Origin of the sequence: Corynebacterium nasorum (assembly GCF_032821635.1) — a bacterium.
Lineage (GTDB): Bacteria > Actinomycetota > Actinomycetes > Mycobacteriales > Mycobacteriaceae > Corynebacterium > Corynebacterium kefirresidentii.
Map to the genome: position 1 here is coordinate 65,984 of NZ_JAVBIE010000009.1, position 15,933 is coordinate 81,916.

Consider the following 15,933-nt stretch of genomic DNA (forward strand, 5'->3'; position numbering starts at 1 on the left):
ACTATGAGCGATATCACTGTCTATGGTGCCACCGGGCTTGTCGGGCAATTGGTGGCGCGCTACCTTGCCTCGATTAACGCGCCCTCTGTGACTCTGGCCGGCCGGAACCGACCGGTGCTAGCCGCGCTGCGCGATGAACTCAATCAGCACTGGGACATCGCCATCGCCGCCGCCGATGATGCCGACGCTGTGGAGCACATGGTGGAACATACCAAGGTACTAATCACCGTGATCGGACCCTACAGCCTTTATGGGGATAACGTCGTTGCCGCCTGCGCGCGCCATGGCGTAGACTATGTTGACCTGTGCGGTGAGGTTCCCTTTATTCGCCGCAGCATCGATTCCCACCATGCCGTGGCCGAATCTACAGGTGCGCGCATCGTTCATTCCTGCGGCTTCGATTCCGTCCCCTCGGATATTGGCATGCTCAATCTCTACCAGGCGGCAGGAAAGCCGTTTGCACGGGTGCAGATGGTCGTCGACAAGCTCAAAGGCGGAATCTCACCGGGCACCATAGAGTCTTCCCTGCAGGTCTCGCATGCCGCGCACGCGGATAAAGATGTGGCCCGCAACCTGCACAATCCTTACTCACTAGACCCGGATCCCAAGGCCGGGCCACGCTTAGACGGCCTTCAAAATGACTTCGAAATCAAAGAAGTCGACGGCGTGGGCTGGGTGGGTCCATTTTTCATGTCCATGTTTAATACCCGCGTGGTGCGCCGCTCCAACGCTCTGCTTGGGCGGGCGTGGGGCAAGCGCTTGTTTTATAAGGAAGCGTGGTTTGCAGGGACTGGGCTAGCCGGTCGTGCACGGGCCTATGGACTGGCACTCGCCACCAAGCTGCTTTTTGATGGCACCCAATCACGCTTGCGCCCCGTGGTGGAAAAGGTCCTGCCCACGCCTGGGCTTGAGGGCGCACATTTCCACATCAGCCACCACGGTGTGACTGAGGACGGCGAGCGCTGGCTTGCAACCGTCTCAGCGCAGGGGGACCCCGGCTACGAGGTTACCGCCATGATGCTGAGCCAGGCTGCACTCTGCCTACTCGAATCGCGCACCGACTCTGACCGCACAGGAGGCGTGCTTACCCCGGCCACCGGACTAGCTGAGCCGTATTTGGAACGGCTATCCTCCCACGGGATGTCCTTTACTGCCAAGCGGGTGAGCTAACGCAAAATCATGGTGCGCAAAGTGGTGCGGGCAATGAGCTCCCCGCCCTGGCGCATCTCAACGCTCCACAGGTGGGTGCGCCCGCCAAGCTGCACTGGTGTAGCCACAGCCTCCAGTTCCCCCTGTCCCGTAGAGCGGATAAAGTCGCTGGAATTATTCACTCCTACTGCGGGGGCGTCGGCAGCCACCACGCTCGCGATGGAGGCCACGGTTTCTGCAATGGAACAGTACAGCCCGCCATTGGCCACTCCCCAGGGCTGATGATGCTCGGGCTTAACCTGCAGTTTCGCACGCGCTTCGCGCGGGCCTATATGGGTAAATTGCAGCCCTATCAATTCCGCAAGGCCGCCATTGAGGGCATTAAGTGACGCCAATTCTTCTGCAGTGAGTACCCGCGTATGAGCGAGGTGAAGCAAGTCATTGAGTTTCTGCGTATCCGACATAGTCCACCAGCCTAGCCATTGATGCCAGCACCGCATCTCAGTGACGTAGGATGGGCAGCATGACTGATAAGAATGAACTTGCTCAAATTGGCGTCGTGGGATTGGCGGTCATGGGATCTAATTTGGCCCGTAACTTTGCCCGCAACGGCAATACCGTAGCGGTCTACAACCGCAGCCCTGAAAAGACCCATGCGCTCATTGAGGCTCACGGTGAGGAAGGCAATTTCGTGCCTTCGGAGACCATCGAGGACTTCGTGGCTTCTTTGGAGCGCCCACGCAAGGCAATCATCATGGTTAAGGCTGGCAAGGCCACCGATGCGGTCATCGATCAGCTGGCTGAGGCCATGGATGAGGGCGATGTCATTATTGATGGCGGTAACGCGCTGTTCACGGACACCATTCGCCGCGAGAAGGACGTAGCCGCCCGCGGCAAGCACTTTGTGGGTGCTGGCATCTCTGGCGGCGAGGAGGGTGCGCTCAATGGCCCGGCTATCATGCCTGGTGGCCCGAAGGAATCCTGGGAGACTCTTGGCCCGATTCTTGAGTCCATCGCCGCTAATGTTGATGGCACTCCATGCGTTACCCACATTGGTCCAGATGGCGCCGGCCACTTTGTAAAGATGGTCCACAATGGTATCGAATACGCCGATATGCAGGTCATCGGCGAGGCTTATCAGCTACTGCGTTACGGTGCAGGCATGGCGCCGGCCGAGATCGCAGAGGTATTCCGCGAATGGAACTCCGGCGACCTTGACTCCTATCTCATTGAAATTACCGCCGAGGTTTTGGCCCAAAAGGATCCGGAGACTGGTGCCCCGCTTGTCGACGTCATCGTAGACGCCGCCGGCCAAAAGGGCACCGGCCGCTGGACTGCCATCAATGGCTTGGAGCTCGGTGTTCCCATTACCGGCATCGCCGAATCGGTCTTCGCCCGCGCGCTTTCCTCCTCCACCGCGCAGCGCAGCGCTGCCCAAGAAGGCCAGCTGCCTGCCGGCACTATCAAGGAGCTGGACGTGGACAAAGCCGCGTTTATTGAAGACGTGCGCCGCGCCCTTTATGCGGCCAAGCTCATTGCTTACTCCCAAGGCTTCGATGAGATCAAGGCTGGATCCGAGGAATTCGGATGGGATGTGGACCCTCGCGACCTAGCTACTATCTGGCGTGGCGGCTGCATCATCCGGGCCAAGTTCTTGGATCGCATCCGCGCAGCCTACGACAATAATGCAGACCTTCCTGCCCTCATCCTCGATCCTTACTTCAAGGGTGAGCTGGAAGACCTCATCGATCCGTGGCGCCGAGTAGTCGTCGCTGCCACTCAGCTGGGCCTACCGGCCCCAGTCTTTGCCTCTTCCCTCTCCTATTATGACAGCCTGCGCGCCGAGCGCCTTCCCGCCGCCCTGATTCAAGGCCAGCGCGATTTCTTCGGCGCACACACCTTCAAGCGCACCGATAAGCCAGGTGCCTTCCACATCGAGTGGTCTGGCGACCGCAGCTTGACCCAAATCGACTAGATTCGTATTTCTTTGATGGGGCCCTTCGGGGCCCTTTCCCATATTTAGCAGGCGCTTCCACACGAATGCGGCGATCCGCCTTACTGCCGATAGTATGGGTAAACAATGACTACCTTTGCCGATCTCGGCTTACCCCAGCGCCTAGTGCACGTATTGCGTGACCAAGGCATCACCGAAGCATTTCCCATCCAAAGCGCCGCGATTCCCGACGTCCTCGCGGGCAAAGATGTACTCGGCCGCGGCCCTACCGGTTCCGGAAAAACCTTTACCTTCGGTTTACCCATGCTCGCGCGCCTTGCCGGAACGGGTGCTTCCAAGCCCGCTCATCCCCGTGCGCTCATTCTTGCGCCAACCCGGGAGTTGGCCACCCAGATTTACCAGCGTCTTGATGAACCTGCGGCAACGCTTGGCTTGAGAGTTCTCGCCGTGGTGGGTGGGGTAAATATCAATCACCATATCCGCTCGCTGGCACGCCCCGTCGATGTTCTCGTCGCCACCCCTGGCCGCGCCCAAGATCTCATAAACCAGGGAAAGCTGTATTTGGATGCGGTCCGCATCACCACCCTTGATGAGGCCGATCAAATGGCCGATATGGGCTTTCTACCCCAGGTACGCAAACTCCTGCGGTTGACCCCAGCAACAGGTCAGCGATTGCTGTTTTCGGCGACCCTCGACGGGGACGTCAATAAGCTGGTGGAGCAATTCCTCCACGATCCTATTGTCCACTCCACTGCTCCGGTTCAAGCTGCGGTGGACTCCATGTCCCATCATCTCTTTTTCGTCGGTGACCGTCCGGCGCGGAATGAAGTAGCCTTGCGAATTGCTGCTCGCCAGGGCAAAACCATCATGTTCATGCGTACGAAGCACGGGGTGGATAGGCAAGTCAAAAAGCTGCGCCGTGCTGGCATCAATGCTTATCCGCTACATGGAGATAAGGGGCAAGGCGCGCGCACCCGCGCCATCGAGGGCTTTAGCGATGGCAGCGTCCCCGTGCTGGTTGCCACAGATATTGCCGCGCGCGGTATCGATGTTGCGGATGTTTCCCTCGTCGTTCATATCGATCCACCCGCAGAACACAAGGCATATCTCCATCGCGCTGGGCGCACGGCACGTGGCGGCGCGGCGGGGACCGTCGTTACTTTGGTCATGGATGAACAACGCAAGGAAGTATCAGCGCTTATTAACAAAGCAGGGGTCACGGCTACTGAGCACGATATTTCTAGCCGCGATAATCCTGCAGGTGCACCTGTACTCAAGGAGGTAACGGGTGCTCGCAAACCGAATGGTCCCGCCCTTCCCCCGCCTGGGCAGGCCACGCCCCAGAACCAAGCGAAGCCCGCAAAGAAGAAATCCCCATCTCAACGCCGCCGCCCAGGTAGTAGAAACACCCGTCGCCGCGGCCGCTAAGACAAGGAGGAATGCCCTCGTGCACACTTTGAGCCCGGATGATTGGCAAGCTCAGCTGCAACAACACGAAAAGCAAGCCACCGACCGCTTAGAGCGTTTCCGCCACCCTGGCAGCTATCACCCTGTCTTCGATTTTCTCTTTGAGTACTACCCCGTCCGGCCTTCCCACTTGAAGCGTTGGCACCCGGGTGTAGGAATAGCGCTAGAAGGCACTCCCCCACACGCCGAATGGCGCGACTACCACGCCACCCCAGACGGCGTAACCGTCGATGTGGCTGGCTTTCTACAACGCCGCGGTAGCTCGGTTCGTTATATCTCGAATCTTCTTCGCCACTCTGCAAGCAACCCCGCCCACTTTGACTGCTTTGGCCTGCACGAATGGGCGATGGTTTACCACACAGACACCCCGCGCCATTCGCTTCCTTTGCGCCTAGGTGCAGAAGGCACAAACCGCGTTGTGGATGAACACTCAATTAAGTGCTCCCACTACGATGCCTTCCGTTTCTTCACTCCACCAGCTCGTCCGCTTAACCTCACCGTGCTGCACCGCGAAGACCAGCCCGCAAATGACCAAGCGGGCTGCGTACACGTCACGATGGATCTTTATAAATGGGCGTGGAAGCTAGGCCCTTTGGTTCCCGGCAAGCTATTCCTTGACTGCCTAGATTTGGCGATTGAAGCACGCATCCTAGACATGGAGGCCTCTCCTTATGACTGCCGTGATTGGGGTCTCGGGGTAGTGCCCATCGAAACCCCTGAAGGCAAAGCCGAATATGTCTCTCGGCAGCGTTCCCTGGCGCAGAAGGCCGAACCGCTGCGAGCCAGGCTTGTCGCTGTGATAGATCAGGCACTCGCCCCGCTACAATAAGCCACTAACAACGGCAGTTTGCTTGGGAGGAACACACCACATGGCACGGCATTCAAATGGGAAAAATACCTTCGCAGTAGCGGGATGGGTTATTGCAGTGGCTGTCATCGCGCTTCTGGCCATCATCGCCTTGGTGACCTTCCTCGTGCGAGGTATGGACAACGCCGATGAGAACGATGCCGCTGCTCCCGCAGCTGTTGAAAGCAGCAGCGAGGCTACAACGGAGATGACCACGAAAACGACCTCCAGTGTCCCCACTTCCGCCGCGCCTACCAGTTCTTCCTCTCCACGGAGCTCCGCCCCAGCTCCTAGTTCCGCAGCACAACCCAAACCCGATCTAACGATGGCTGCAAATACCCTACTTCTTTTGGATACTTCCTCCTCAATGGCTCCCATCTACGGTCCTGTCTCCCAGGCCTTGGGCACCACCGCGTCTGACCTAGCTGCTGACGGCGGGGCTGTGTCCTTGTGGAATTATTCTTCACCCATCTCTGAGACGGCAACGGTTGGCTACCGCCAGAACTTGGGTTTTGGGGATGGCAATGCCGTATCCGGCACCCTCGGCGGCTTTGGTACCGGCGGTGTTCCACAAACGCGCAGCGCTGTTGTAGCGGCTGTAGCTAACGCTGCCGACCAAGCTGCAGGTAGCGGCGACAAGGCGCGGGTGCTCGTGGTGACTACAGGTACCGAGCAAGACATGGATGATGCTCAATTTACGGCTGCACTTAAGGACGCTGCTTCGAAGGACGTTTCCCTCAGTGTCGTGCACGTAGGTGAAGGCAACGTGGATGCAGCTCTAAAGTCCGCAGCCGATAGTTTCACCACCGTTGACTCAGCGGAGGAAGCCAAGCTTACTGGCGCTATAACTAAGGCCGCAGGCGTTTAATATCCAACCGCCCTTTCCCTCGGCACCAAACGATTATGTTGGGTGCCTTTATTTCTATCTCCATAGAGGTACCGACAGCTAGGCACAGGTGGCACTTCAATAATCGAGCCCGTGTTAAAAGCCGGATTGAAGCGCCTTGGGCTAGGGCCCAGCGACGCGAAGAGATACAAGGTTCCGAGGGGCGCTTAACGTAGGCTGCTCGTTGTTTGGAGATCAAAAATCCACCCTATTTCCCCGTGAGCCGGGAAATAGGGTGGATTCTTATGTTCAAAGCCTAGGAGCTCTTGCGCTTGCGACGGGCAGCAAGCTCGTCGAGCCCGACGACGTTGTCCTCGGCGAAGTCTTCGATGCGTTCCGAAGGGAAAGAAGAAATGGTACCGGACAGTTCCTTCAAGATACCAGGAACTGCAATGCCAAAGACGCCCTGGCCACCGGCAAGCAAGTCAATTACCTCATCGTTAGAACGGCACTCATACACGGTGGTGCCATCTGATACGAGGGTGAGCTCTGCCAAATCATTGACACCACGATCCCGCAGGGACTCAACGGCCAAACGGATATTTTGCAGGGAAATGCCGGTATCTAGCAGGCGCTTAACAATCTTGAGTACCAATACATCCTTGAAGGAATACAGGCGCTGGGAACCAGAACCACGTGCCGTTCGAATGGACGGATTCACCAAGTTGGTGCGTGCCCAATAGTCCAGCTGGCGATAAGTAATGCCGGCAACCTGGCAGGCAATAGGCACGCGGTAGCCCACTTCCTCATCAGGTCCGACATCAAAAAGTGATTCCTGTACGTAGGTGGATTCGGACTGGGAGTCCTCGATAATGCTCACGTAATTACTCCAATGGGGTTTGTTGGAAGTTCTAAAGATCAATTAAAAGCCAAGCGCATGCACCCGTCAAGCGCTGCCTGCTCAACTTTCAAGTACAACTTTAGACTTCTAGAACCACATTGTCACCATTAGTCACACGCGTGTCATTAACTTTTTTCTTCATCATCCCCCGAAAGGAAATCCTTTTCTTCCATTCCCAAAGATCTCATCATGGCCTCGAAATCCGCATCTGCCTGCGCATTCCCTGATGCCGATGTGGAAGACTCCGCGTTTTCGCTGCCAGTTTCCGAATCATCTTGAGAAGGGGTAGAAATCTCCAAGTCGAAATATTCTTTCAGATCCGCATCACTGGCATAAACGGATACCTGCGCGAGGAGCTCCGCCTCGGCAGAAATGGGGACATTGAAAAATTCGGATACAGCTAGCGCATCGCTAACCCGAGCATCATAAGCCTCGCCGTTCGCAGCCTTAATGTCTACCATGAACGTTCCCTGGTGGTAGTTGGCAACGTCTATGGATTCCACCCCGCCTGTTGCCTCAAGGATCTCGCAGATCAGATCGTGCGAGTTGGGCCGGTTTGGCTGGTGCCCATCTAAAGCGGCGGCCAATTGCATGCCCTCAATGGGAGAAATCCACACGGGGATCAAGCGATTTTCCTCTGGCCAGCGCAACAATGCGCAGACATCATCTTCAGGACCGACTTGGTGGATTCCGTGGAACTCTAGGGTTACATCACTCATGACTACCACTCTCCCACAAAGATGGAATTGGTGGTGTATTAAGCCTGGTATTCGTCACGTAGGTCTGATTTCACCAGGGTCGCATGCAAAGACACCACGAGCGCGGTCATCTGCTGGGAGATTTCTTCCGCCTTCTGGTGTGCAGTATCAGAGTTTGAGTGTGCCACTGGAGCTGCGGCCTGGGAAATCAGGTCAGCCTGCCGGCGCGCGTTATTGCGCAGGGACTTAAGCTCACGGGCACCGAAACCAAAAGCCTTGAGGGCCACGGCGGCTGAGACAATAGCCACGTCATCGGTATTGAAAAACCCAGCAGCATCTGGGCGAATGAGGCCGTACTTCACTAAGGATGCGACGTCATCTTCACTGGACCCCGCCTGCGTGGCTACCTCTACATCAGTCAAACGCGTGACGACAGGGGCCTTAAACTGCTGCGGGGACAGGAGGGTTTCGGCATGGCCCGCAGAAACAATGGCGGTGACCTGACCGGAATCCATGGCCTCTAGCTGCTCACGGATAACCTTTAGCGGCGTATAGTTATCGCGCTGAGTGGTGAGAATATAACGCAGCCGGTCCACGTCTTCTTGGGTGAAGCGGCGGTAGCCCGAGGCCGTGCGCTGCGGGCTAATAAGCCCCTCTGATTCAAGGAAGCGAATCTTGGACACCGTGACGTCTGGGAATTGCTGATTCAGCGTCTCCAAAACCACGCCAATGGACATAGTCTTAGCCTTTTTAGCTTTGGGGCTGGTACGGCGTACTGCTGCTGCCGAAGAATCTGCTGCGCTCACTGTGTCTATCTCTTAGGGGTCCTGAAAAAAGTTCTTATCGTGCCATACGTAGACTACACCGCCCTTCCTCGAACGGAAGCGCGGCTGGTCTACGAAAGAATTAGCTCTGGTTAGCGATGAAAACCAAACGGAACTTGCCAATCTGGATTTCATCTCCCACCTCGAGCACCTGGGAGTTGCGTGGCTCGCGGTTCACGTAGGTTCCGTTGAGGGATCCCACGTCAACTACCTCAAACTTGTCATCATCATTCTTGCGGAATTCCGCGTGGCGGCGGGATACCGTAACGTCATCGAGGAAGATGTCCGCCTCGGGATGGCGGCCAGCGGTGGTAGTCGCCTGGTCCAACAAGAAGCGGGCACCCGCATTCGGGCCGCGCTTGACCACCAAGAGTGCCTGGCCCTCTGCCAGGTTATCGGTACCGGCAACGGCAGTCTCGTTGCCATTCGCGCCGTTTTCCATCTCCTTGAGCAGGTCTGCGCGGAATACAGATGTGGTCTCTACCTGTGGTTCCGGGGTTCCGGTGTTCTCGCTCATTGTTACCTCCGGGGATTAGTTACGAGTTACTTATGACAATACTAGCGACTTATTTGGGTCCGCGACCCTTTGGTGGAGATTTATTTCACCGGAAAATGTTTCCGATACCGCTCAGCACGGAATTTCCCTTGCCCGCAAGGGGGTTATCGGAAACCATGTAGGTCCACGTAGCACTCGGGCGGGCTAGGCCGGCGTCATCAAGGTGCGCCCCGGCGGCGTCGATAAGCACTGTGTGGAAGGTTTCCACCGACTTTTCGACGGCCCGCTGGGCCAAGTCCTTAAACTCCCTTACCGCAATGCGGTGGTATTCATCGATCGGCGTCTCGCGGGCGATAGCGCGCAAGTGAATGGACTCACGGACATCGTCCATGAGCTCCAGATGGTCGGCCCATGCAAGGTCCAAGTGATAAAGCATGATTTCGCCTGCGGCCTTAACGCGAGCTTCCTCGGGAACCTCCGCAAGCTCTGCTGCGCGCTCTGGGGCGCGTTGGGAAAGCTCCTGCCAGGCTTGATCGGTATCCAAAAGCTTGGCTCGGCGCTCATCAATGATGATGCGTTGATCAGCTAAGAGCTGATTGTACTTCCATGTCTGGGCATGGATCTCGAGCAATTGCCCTTCGGTCACGCGCTGGCAGTGCGCTACAAAGTCACTGACCCGTTTGGACTCGATACGTCCGTCCTCGGCCGGTTGGGCGCGGACAGTTTCGCCGTCGCCGCCTTGCTGAACCACGTCATCCTCCAAGGAGACAAAGAAGAGGGAAAGCCCCGGATCTCCTTGCCGGCCCGCACGCCCGCGCAGCTGGTTGTCCAAGCGGGCGGTGCGGTGCCGTGAGGTACCGATGACCGCTAGGCCGCCAAGCTCCGCTACTGCGTCATGGTCGGCCTCACTAGCGCCGCCCAACTTGATATCAGTACCACGACCGGCCATCTGGGTAGAAACGGTAACGCGCCCGATATCTCCGGCCTCGGCGACTATCCGCGCCTCTTGCTCATCATTTTTGGCGTTGAGGACATTGACCTCAATGCCCCGCTTGCCCAGTGCATCTGCCAAATCCTCCGATTCGGCGACATCCTGCGTGCCCACCAGGATGGGTTGCCCCGTAGCGTGGATGGCGGCGATTTCTTCCACGATAGCGGCAGATTTATCCTCGACCGTCGCAAAGATACGGTCTTGTTCGTCAAACCGCTGCAGAGGCTTATTACGGTCAATAACAGAGACGTGCAGACCGTAGAACTGGCGCAGCTGATCGGTTGCCTCCACCGCGGTGCCCGTCATCCCGCACACCAGTGGGTAGCGCCGCATAAGTTCTTGCAAGGTGATGGTATCGAGAATGCGCCCACCTTCAGAGACTTCCAGGCCTTCCTTGGCCTCTACCGCCGCTTGCAGGCCATCGGGCCAGCGCTGCAGGTCGGCAACGCGGCCCCGCGAGGCATCGATAAGCTGCAGCTTGCCGTCAACCACAATGTAGTGAATGTCTCGGATAAGCAGCGCTTTGGCATGCAGGGCAAGGTTAACCTTCACCAAAATGGTGCCGATATTCTCCTCGGAATAGAGCGAATCAATGCCCAATTCTTGCTCCACACGGCGCGCACCATCTTCGGTCAATTGAACGGTGCGGCCGTCCTCAGAGATGATGTAGTCCAGCTTTTCGCGCAGGTGGGAAACCACATTGGTGATATGTCCGGTGGGTGCTTCGCCCGGTCGGTTTCCGGCAAGTACCAGCGGCACAAGGGCCTCATCTACCAAGACGGAGTCGGCTTCGTCCACCAAGGCAACATCCCCGGCGGCCTGCACGGTGTGGGAACGGTCAGTGATCTGGTTATCGCGCAGCAGGTCGAAGCCTAGCTCGTTCACGGGCGCATAGATAATATCCTGTGCGTAGGCAACGCGGCGCTCGTCCGGAGTCATGCCCTCTGTTACCGAGGCAACGCTCAGGCCAAAGAACTCCACTACGGGGCGCATCCATTCGGCGTCGCGAGCAGCAAGATAGTTATTGACGGTAACTACATGGACGCGCTTTCCGGTCAGCGCAAAGCCGGTGGCAGCCATGGCACCCACCAGTGTCTTGCCTTCACCGGTGGCCATCTGGATGACGTCTCCGGTGAGTAGGCGCAGGACCGCTTGTGATTGCACGTTAAAGGGGTTCATGCCCAGGGTGCGTTCGCAGGCCACTGCCAGGGCCGCGAGGAACTGCGCCTTGTCCACTATCTCACCGGACTGAACGGCATCGCGCGCGGCCTGGGCCACAGCTGCGTCATCGTGCTGGCTCAATGTCCGGGCAGCTTCGTCTGCCGAACCCACGATGGCCTTGGATTTCTTATTATTACGCTCGCTTTGCGAGCCCATTGCCTTCCAGAACCAATCAAACGCGCCCATGACTCATCCTCCTTAAATGGATTGCTCCTATCGACTGTAGTCAACCTCGTATGGATTGCGGGAAAGAGGCCCGTTATTCTAGTTCTCATGCAATCCGTCAATGTAAAGCTGCCTTCGAGCCGGGGTACTGAGATGGCTGGAACCATCGACTTCCCGGATTCTCCCCCGATCGCCTACGCCATCTTTGCCCATTGCTTCGCCGGCTCCCGCCATACCCCTGGTGCCGCCCGCACCGCGAAGCAGCTCACCGAGTTCGGCATCGCCACGCTGCGCTTTGATTTTCCCGGCCTGGGCCAGTCCGCCGGTGAATTCGGTGATACTACCTTTAGCCAAAACGTCGATGACATCCACGCCGCAGCCGCGTGGCTGACGGAACACTATTCTGCACCCCAATTGCTGATGGGCCACTCGCTGGGCGGAGCCGCCGCTTTGAAGGCAGCTAAGACCATGAAGTCCCTCAAAGCGGTAGCTACCCTCGGCGCCCCGTTTGATCCAGCCCACTCCGTGCTTCACTACGCGGATAAGATTGGCGAGGTCGACGCCAATGGTGAAGTAGAAGTCGTCCTCGGCGGCCGCGGGCTCATCATCTCCCGCAAGTTCTTGGAGGACTTGGCAGATACCAACCCCGAGGAATATCTGCCTAAGCTACGCAAGCCCTTGATGGTGTTGCACTCTCCCATCGACCAAACCGTGGGTATCGATAATGCGCAGAATATCTTCCTCCTCACGCGCTACCCCAAGTCCTTGGTCTCCCTCGACAAGGCCGACCACCTGCTCACCAAGCAAGGTACGGCCGCTCGTGCAGCGGATCTCATCGGGGCGTGGGCCGAGCAGTTTATCGTTCCCGATTACACGCCGGAAGAAGTAGGTACCGACGCCGCTGTTGCGCAGCCGGCTACCGGCACCAAATTCGGCGTGGTCGTGCGCCACAATGACCATAGCCTTAGCGCCGACCGCACTAAAAAGAACGGCGGCAAGGGCAAGGGTTTTACCGCCGAGGGCCTTCTTATGTCTGCCCTCGCTGCGGCGTCGACCCAAGCTATCAAGGAGGCTGGCAAAAAGCTCGCGCTTGACGACGTCCATGTGAGCATCATCCAAACCGGCCCTGCCAGCTTCGAGCGCCGTATCGAACTCGCCGGTAACCTCTCAGCGGAAGAGGTATCAATTTTGCACTCTGCCGCGAAGGATACTGATGTCGAGCGCATGCTAGGCAACGTCACCATCGTGGACGCACACTAATGCCTGCTTATGACTCCTCGCGCCGCTGCCCTTGTGGCACCGGCCTTTCCTACGGCGAGTGCTGCGGCAAGTACCATGCCGGTAGCAATGCGCCCACCGCAGAAGCGCTCATGCGCTCCCGGTTTAGCGCTTTTGTTACCGGCGACGAGGAGTACTTGCTGCGCACGTGGGATCCTGTCACTCGACCTGAGGCCCTCGACTTGGCAGACTCCCCCATTAGGTTCTACCGCCTCGATATCCTAGATACCCAAGGCGGCGGCCTTATGGATAGTTCCGGCGTAGTGGAATTTGAGGCGTTTTATAAGGGAGCAGCTGTCGGTTCGCAGCGCGAACGTTCCTCGTTCCGCCGCTTCGACGGTACGTGGGTGTATTCCACCGGCGAGCTTTAACGCAGGTTACACCCCAAATTTCACAGTAGAATCCTACTGATGTAATCTAGATGAGTCGCACAGTGCGACGGCGGGCTATGGCGCAGTTTGGTAGCGCACTACACTGGGGGTGTAGGGGTCGCAGGTTCAAATCCTGTTAGCCCGACAAATAGCGGCCAGCACCTACACGGTGCTGGCTTTTCTTATACTGCAAGCAAAATCGAGATTCCCAGCGCAATGAGCACCACGGGAAAGAGCACACTCTCCCACTTCTCCAGCGCTTCGGCTATTCCAGGCCGAGTTGCCACAAACCGCGCCGCCCAAACCAGTGGAGCTACAAGCGCGAGAAAGACGGCACAATAAACTGCTACTTCGGCCGGCGTAGAGGTAGTAAAAACGGGCACGTATACGCCGATATTGTCCCCTCCATTGGCAAAAGTGACTCCGGCGACCGCCAGCGTGCTCAGCTTTTTGCCGGAAATATCCTCATCGTCATCCTCACCTCGGAATGCCTGCCACGCCGCCCACAGGCCCAGCAACAACGGGATGAGGCCAAAGTAGCGAATGAGATCGGTCGGTATAACGGCGTTGAAGCCCAATCCGACAACGGAAGAGGCCACCAGTATGCCAAGGAAACCGAGATACTGGCCCATCAGTATCGCGGCAGTTGTTCCCTTGCGCCCAGCACCGCGGGCGAAAAAGAGGGATAGAACTATAATGTCATCGATATTGGTGGCCACAAATAGCCCAGCGGCCGCTGCGAGAGTAGTAAGCACTCACCCAGCCTATCGCGCCATGACACTTGTCATGAAAATTTCATGACAGATCCTATTCACCATTCTGGCTGGCCCCGAATACCTTTTAGGTATGAGCACGACAGACCTTAGGGCGAAACACACGCCAGCCATAAAAGTTTCCGGAGTGAGTAAAACTTTCACCACGAGGAGCTCAGAGCCGATACATGCGCTGAGCGAGGTTTCATTTAGTATCTCCCAAGGCGAGATCGTAGGGCTCCTAGGCACCAATGGTGCAGGTAAAACCACCCTCTTTGACCTCATCCTAGGGCTCACCACCCCCACCGCAGGCAACATTGCCGTGCTTGGCCGCACCCCACGGGCCGCCGTCCAATGCTCAGAAATCGGTGCCGTACTGCAAACCGGCGGCCTCCTACCCGAGCTCACAGTCCTTGACACCCTGCAGATGATGTCCGCCACCTTTCCACATCCACTGCCAGTCGGGGATATAGCCGCACAAGCCGACCTCACACGGATCCTTCACCGAAAGGTGGGCAAATGTTCTGGTGGCGAACAACAGCGTGTACGCTTCGCCCTCGCGCTTTTAGGCAATCCCCACGTTCTCTTGCTCGATGAGCCTACTGCAGGAATGGATGCTAATGCTCGCCACGAATTCTGGACCACCATGCGCCGCCAGGCAGAGTTGGGACGAACTATTGTCTTTGCCACCCACTATCTGGAGGAGGCGGACAATTTTGCGCAAAGGATTATTCTCCTTCATGAAGGCAAACTACGTGCGGATGCAAGCGCCCAGGATTTTCGCGAGCATTCGGCCCAGCGCATTGTCGAGGCGAAGTTCGCAGGGCCAGTCCCCTCTACAGACGAGCTACCGATTTCTGCCGAGATTTACCAATCCGGCGACTACGCCCGCATGGTAACCAGTGACTCTGATGCGCTTGCAAGATACCTCCTTAACCACACCTCGGCGCGCGACATCACAATTCGGAACCGCTCCTTAGAGGACGCATTTTTAGCGATGACTGCGCCCCAACCTTAACCAGCCACTTCCAGTAAACCTTTACACAAGGAATCTCCCATGACGATTAAACCTGCAACCACCACTGCACGAACCCTGCGGTTTGCTGCCCATAACCTGCTGCGCCTGCGTCGAAACTTCACCCCGATATTTTTCAGCACCATTTTGCCGGTGTTTTTCTATCTCCTCTTCGGCGCCATGATGGACTTTGGCGATACCCCCTTTAAAGGAGGTAATTATGCTGCCTTAGAAATGATCAGCATGGCACTCTACGGCGGCGTCGCTGGTTCCGTTGCAGCCGCTGGCTCCGCCGTCACCGATGCCAAGACTGGGTGGGCACGCCAACTAGCGCTTACTCCATTACGCTCACGCCAGCTGCTATGGGCAAACCTCATATCCATCGGCTTTCAAGCCCTGCTACCCATTACGGCAGTATATTTGACTGGCGCCGCTACACATGCGGAAATGCAGCCACACCAGTGGATCTTAAGCTTCATTTCCTGCCTCCTAGTTTCCATTCCCTTGGGCTTTTATGGCTTGGTGTGGGCAATGGCGTTGCCCACCGACAACTCCGTCGCAATCGCCTCGACGTCTGTTGTTCTTTTTCTTTTCGCGGCGAATGTGTTCACACCGCTGACCAAGCCGCTAATGGAGTGGGGCCGCTTCACTCCCCTTTTCGGTCCAGCTGTACTAGCCCAGTGGCCTCTGGCAGAAGGAAGCCAGTTTCTCAACGGGGATGAAGGCACGATTACGCACCCGTTGTGGATGGCGTGGCTAAACTTCACGGTATGGACGACAATCTTCCTGACCGCGTGTCTCCTGCTACGCTCCCGCGACAAAGCTCGGCGCTGATGTCATCTCTCCGAGAGCCATTCCGCGGTTTCAGCCTCAAAAGTGCGCTTTTTGCCAGTGTGTGGTTAGTCTTCCTCATTCCCGGACTGGGGAGCACTTTTGCCGCACCGGGGATGACCCTTACTAATCAAACCGGGGCCCTTT

The 15,933-nt window shown here is 57.3% G+C and carries 16 protein-coding genes and 1 tRNA gene; 10 read left to right on the forward strand and 7 right to left on the reverse strand.

All coding sequences use genetic code 11. From position 1 onward, the window contains the following. Positions 1-3 precede the first annotated feature (3 nt). The gene (locus tag RAE07_RS08490; RefSeq protein ID WP_200287510.1) at positions 4-1,170 is read left to right on the forward strand and encodes a saccharopine dehydrogenase family protein; all 1,167 of its coding nucleotides are present in this window, start codon (positions 4-6) and stop codon (positions 1,168-1,170) included. Here the strand turns inward: RAE07_RS08490 and RAE07_RS08495 are convergent. After that, entirely contained in the window at positions 1,167-1,613 is a 447-nt protein-coding gene (locus RAE07_RS08495; RefSeq protein WP_023021579.1) for a PaaI family thioesterase, read from the reverse strand. The two genes, RAE07_RS08490 and RAE07_RS08495, sit on opposite strands and share 4 nt — an antisense overlap. 59 nt (positions 1,614-1,672) lie before the next feature. On the opposite strand from RAE07_RS08495, the gene gnd reads away from it, so the two are divergent. From gnd to RAE07_RS08515, 4 genes are all read left to right on the forward strand, one after another. After that, positions 1,673-3,124 carry an NADP-dependent phosphogluconate dehydrogenase gene (gene gnd, locus RAE07_RS08500; protein WP_023021580.1) on the forward strand — a complete coding sequence of 484 codons (1,452 nt, stop codon included), beginning with the start codon at positions 1,673-1,675 and terminating at the stop codon, positions 3,122-3,124. A gap of 105 nt (positions 3,125-3,229) precedes the next feature. Further along, on the forward strand, positions 3,230-4,531 hold the full coding sequence (locus tag RAE07_RS08505) for a DEAD/DEAH box helicase (protein ID WP_317001690.1): 1,302 nt from the start codon (positions 3,230-3,232) through the stop codon (positions 4,529-4,531). Positions 4,532-4,550: 19 nt separating this feature from the next. After that, positions 4,551-5,399 (forward strand): hypothetical protein, encoded by an 849-nt coding sequence (locus RAE07_RS08510; protein WP_023021582.1) that lies wholly within the window; start codon positions 4,551-4,553, stop codon positions 5,397-5,399. 40 nt (positions 5,400-5,439) lie between these two features. Then, positions 5,440-6,285: a hypothetical protein gene (locus RAE07_RS08515; RefSeq protein WP_200287516.1), complete on the forward strand. Its 846-nt coding sequence runs from the start codon at positions 5,440-5,442 to the stop codon at positions 6,283-6,285. 274 nt (positions 6,286-6,559) lie between these two features. On the opposite strand, the gene RAE07_RS08520 is transcribed toward RAE07_RS08515, so the two are convergent. From RAE07_RS08520 to secA2, 5 genes are all read right to left on the reverse strand, one after another. Then, positions 6,560-7,123 carry a MerR family transcriptional regulator gene (locus RAE07_RS08520; protein ID WP_023021584.1) on the reverse strand — a complete coding sequence of 188 codons (564 nt, stop codon included), beginning with the start codon at positions 7,121-7,123 and terminating at the stop codon, positions 6,560-6,562. Positions 7,124-7,269: 146 nt separating this feature from the next. Further along, the gene (locus tag RAE07_RS08525) at positions 7,270-7,863 is read right to left on the reverse strand and encodes a bifunctional nuclease family protein (RefSeq protein ID WP_239208335.1); all 594 of its coding nucleotides are present in this window, start codon (positions 7,861-7,863) and stop codon (positions 7,270-7,272) included. A 38-nt stretch (positions 7,864-7,901) separates the two neighbouring features. Continuing rightward, the gene (ftsR, locus tag RAE07_RS08530) at positions 7,902-8,648 is read right to left on the reverse strand and encodes a transcriptional regulator FtsR (protein WP_034655346.1); all 747 of its coding nucleotides are present in this window, start codon (positions 8,646-8,648) and stop codon (positions 7,902-7,904) included. 100 nt (positions 8,649-8,748) lie between these two features. Then, positions 8,749-9,183 (reverse strand): oxoglutarate dehydrogenase inhibitor Odhl, encoded by a 435-nt coding sequence (gene odhI, locus RAE07_RS08535; protein WP_023021587.1) that lies wholly within the window; start codon positions 9,181-9,183, stop codon positions 8,749-8,751. Positions 9,184-9,268: 85 nt separating this feature from the next. Then, entirely contained in the window at positions 9,269-11,560 is a 2,292-nt protein-coding gene (gene secA2 / locus RAE07_RS08540; protein WP_317001691.1) for an accessory Sec system translocase SecA2, read from the reverse strand. An 87-nt stretch (positions 11,561-11,647) separates the two neighbouring features. Here secA2 and RAE07_RS08545 point away from each other — a divergent pair, with 87 nt between their 5' ends. The 3 genes from RAE07_RS08545 (at position 11,648) to RAE07_RS08555 (ending at position 13,333) form a co-directional block, all read left to right on the forward strand. Next, positions 11,648-12,799, forward strand: a complete 1,152-nt coding sequence (locus RAE07_RS08545) for a bifunctional alpha/beta hydrolase/OsmC family protein (protein WP_200287522.1) — start codon at positions 11,648-11,650, stop codon at positions 12,797-12,799. Further along, positions 12,799-13,188 carry a YchJ family protein gene (locus RAE07_RS08550; protein WP_023021590.1) on the forward strand — a complete coding sequence of 130 codons (390 nt, stop codon included), beginning with the start codon at positions 12,799-12,801 and terminating at the stop codon, positions 13,186-13,188. Before RAE07_RS08545 ends, RAE07_RS08550 begins: the two co-directional genes overlap by 1 nt. Positions 13,189-13,259: 71 nt before the next feature. Continuing rightward, a tRNA-Pro gene (locus tag RAE07_RS08555) sits at positions 13,260-13,333 on the forward strand. Between the two features lie 37 nt (positions 13,334-13,370). Here RAE07_RS08555 and RAE07_RS08560 read toward each other — a convergent pair. After that, positions 13,371-13,943, reverse strand: coding sequence for a cadmium resistance transporter (locus RAE07_RS08560; RefSeq protein WP_200287524.1), 573 nt, complete (start codon positions 13,941-13,943; stop codon positions 13,371-13,373). A 91-nt stretch (positions 13,944-14,034) separates the two neighbouring features. On the opposite strand from RAE07_RS08560, the gene RAE07_RS08565 reads away from it, so the two are divergent. Continuing rightward, positions 14,035-14,958, forward strand: coding sequence for an ABC transporter ATP-binding protein (locus RAE07_RS08565; RefSeq protein ID WP_317001692.1), 924 nt, complete (start codon positions 14,035-14,037; stop codon positions 14,956-14,958). 39 nt (positions 14,959-14,997) lie between these two features. Next, positions 14,998-15,789 (forward strand): ABC transporter permease, encoded by a 792-nt coding sequence (locus RAE07_RS08570; protein WP_200287528.1) that lies wholly within the window; start codon positions 14,998-15,000, stop codon positions 15,787-15,789. Positions 15,790-15,933: the final 144 nt, after the last annotated feature.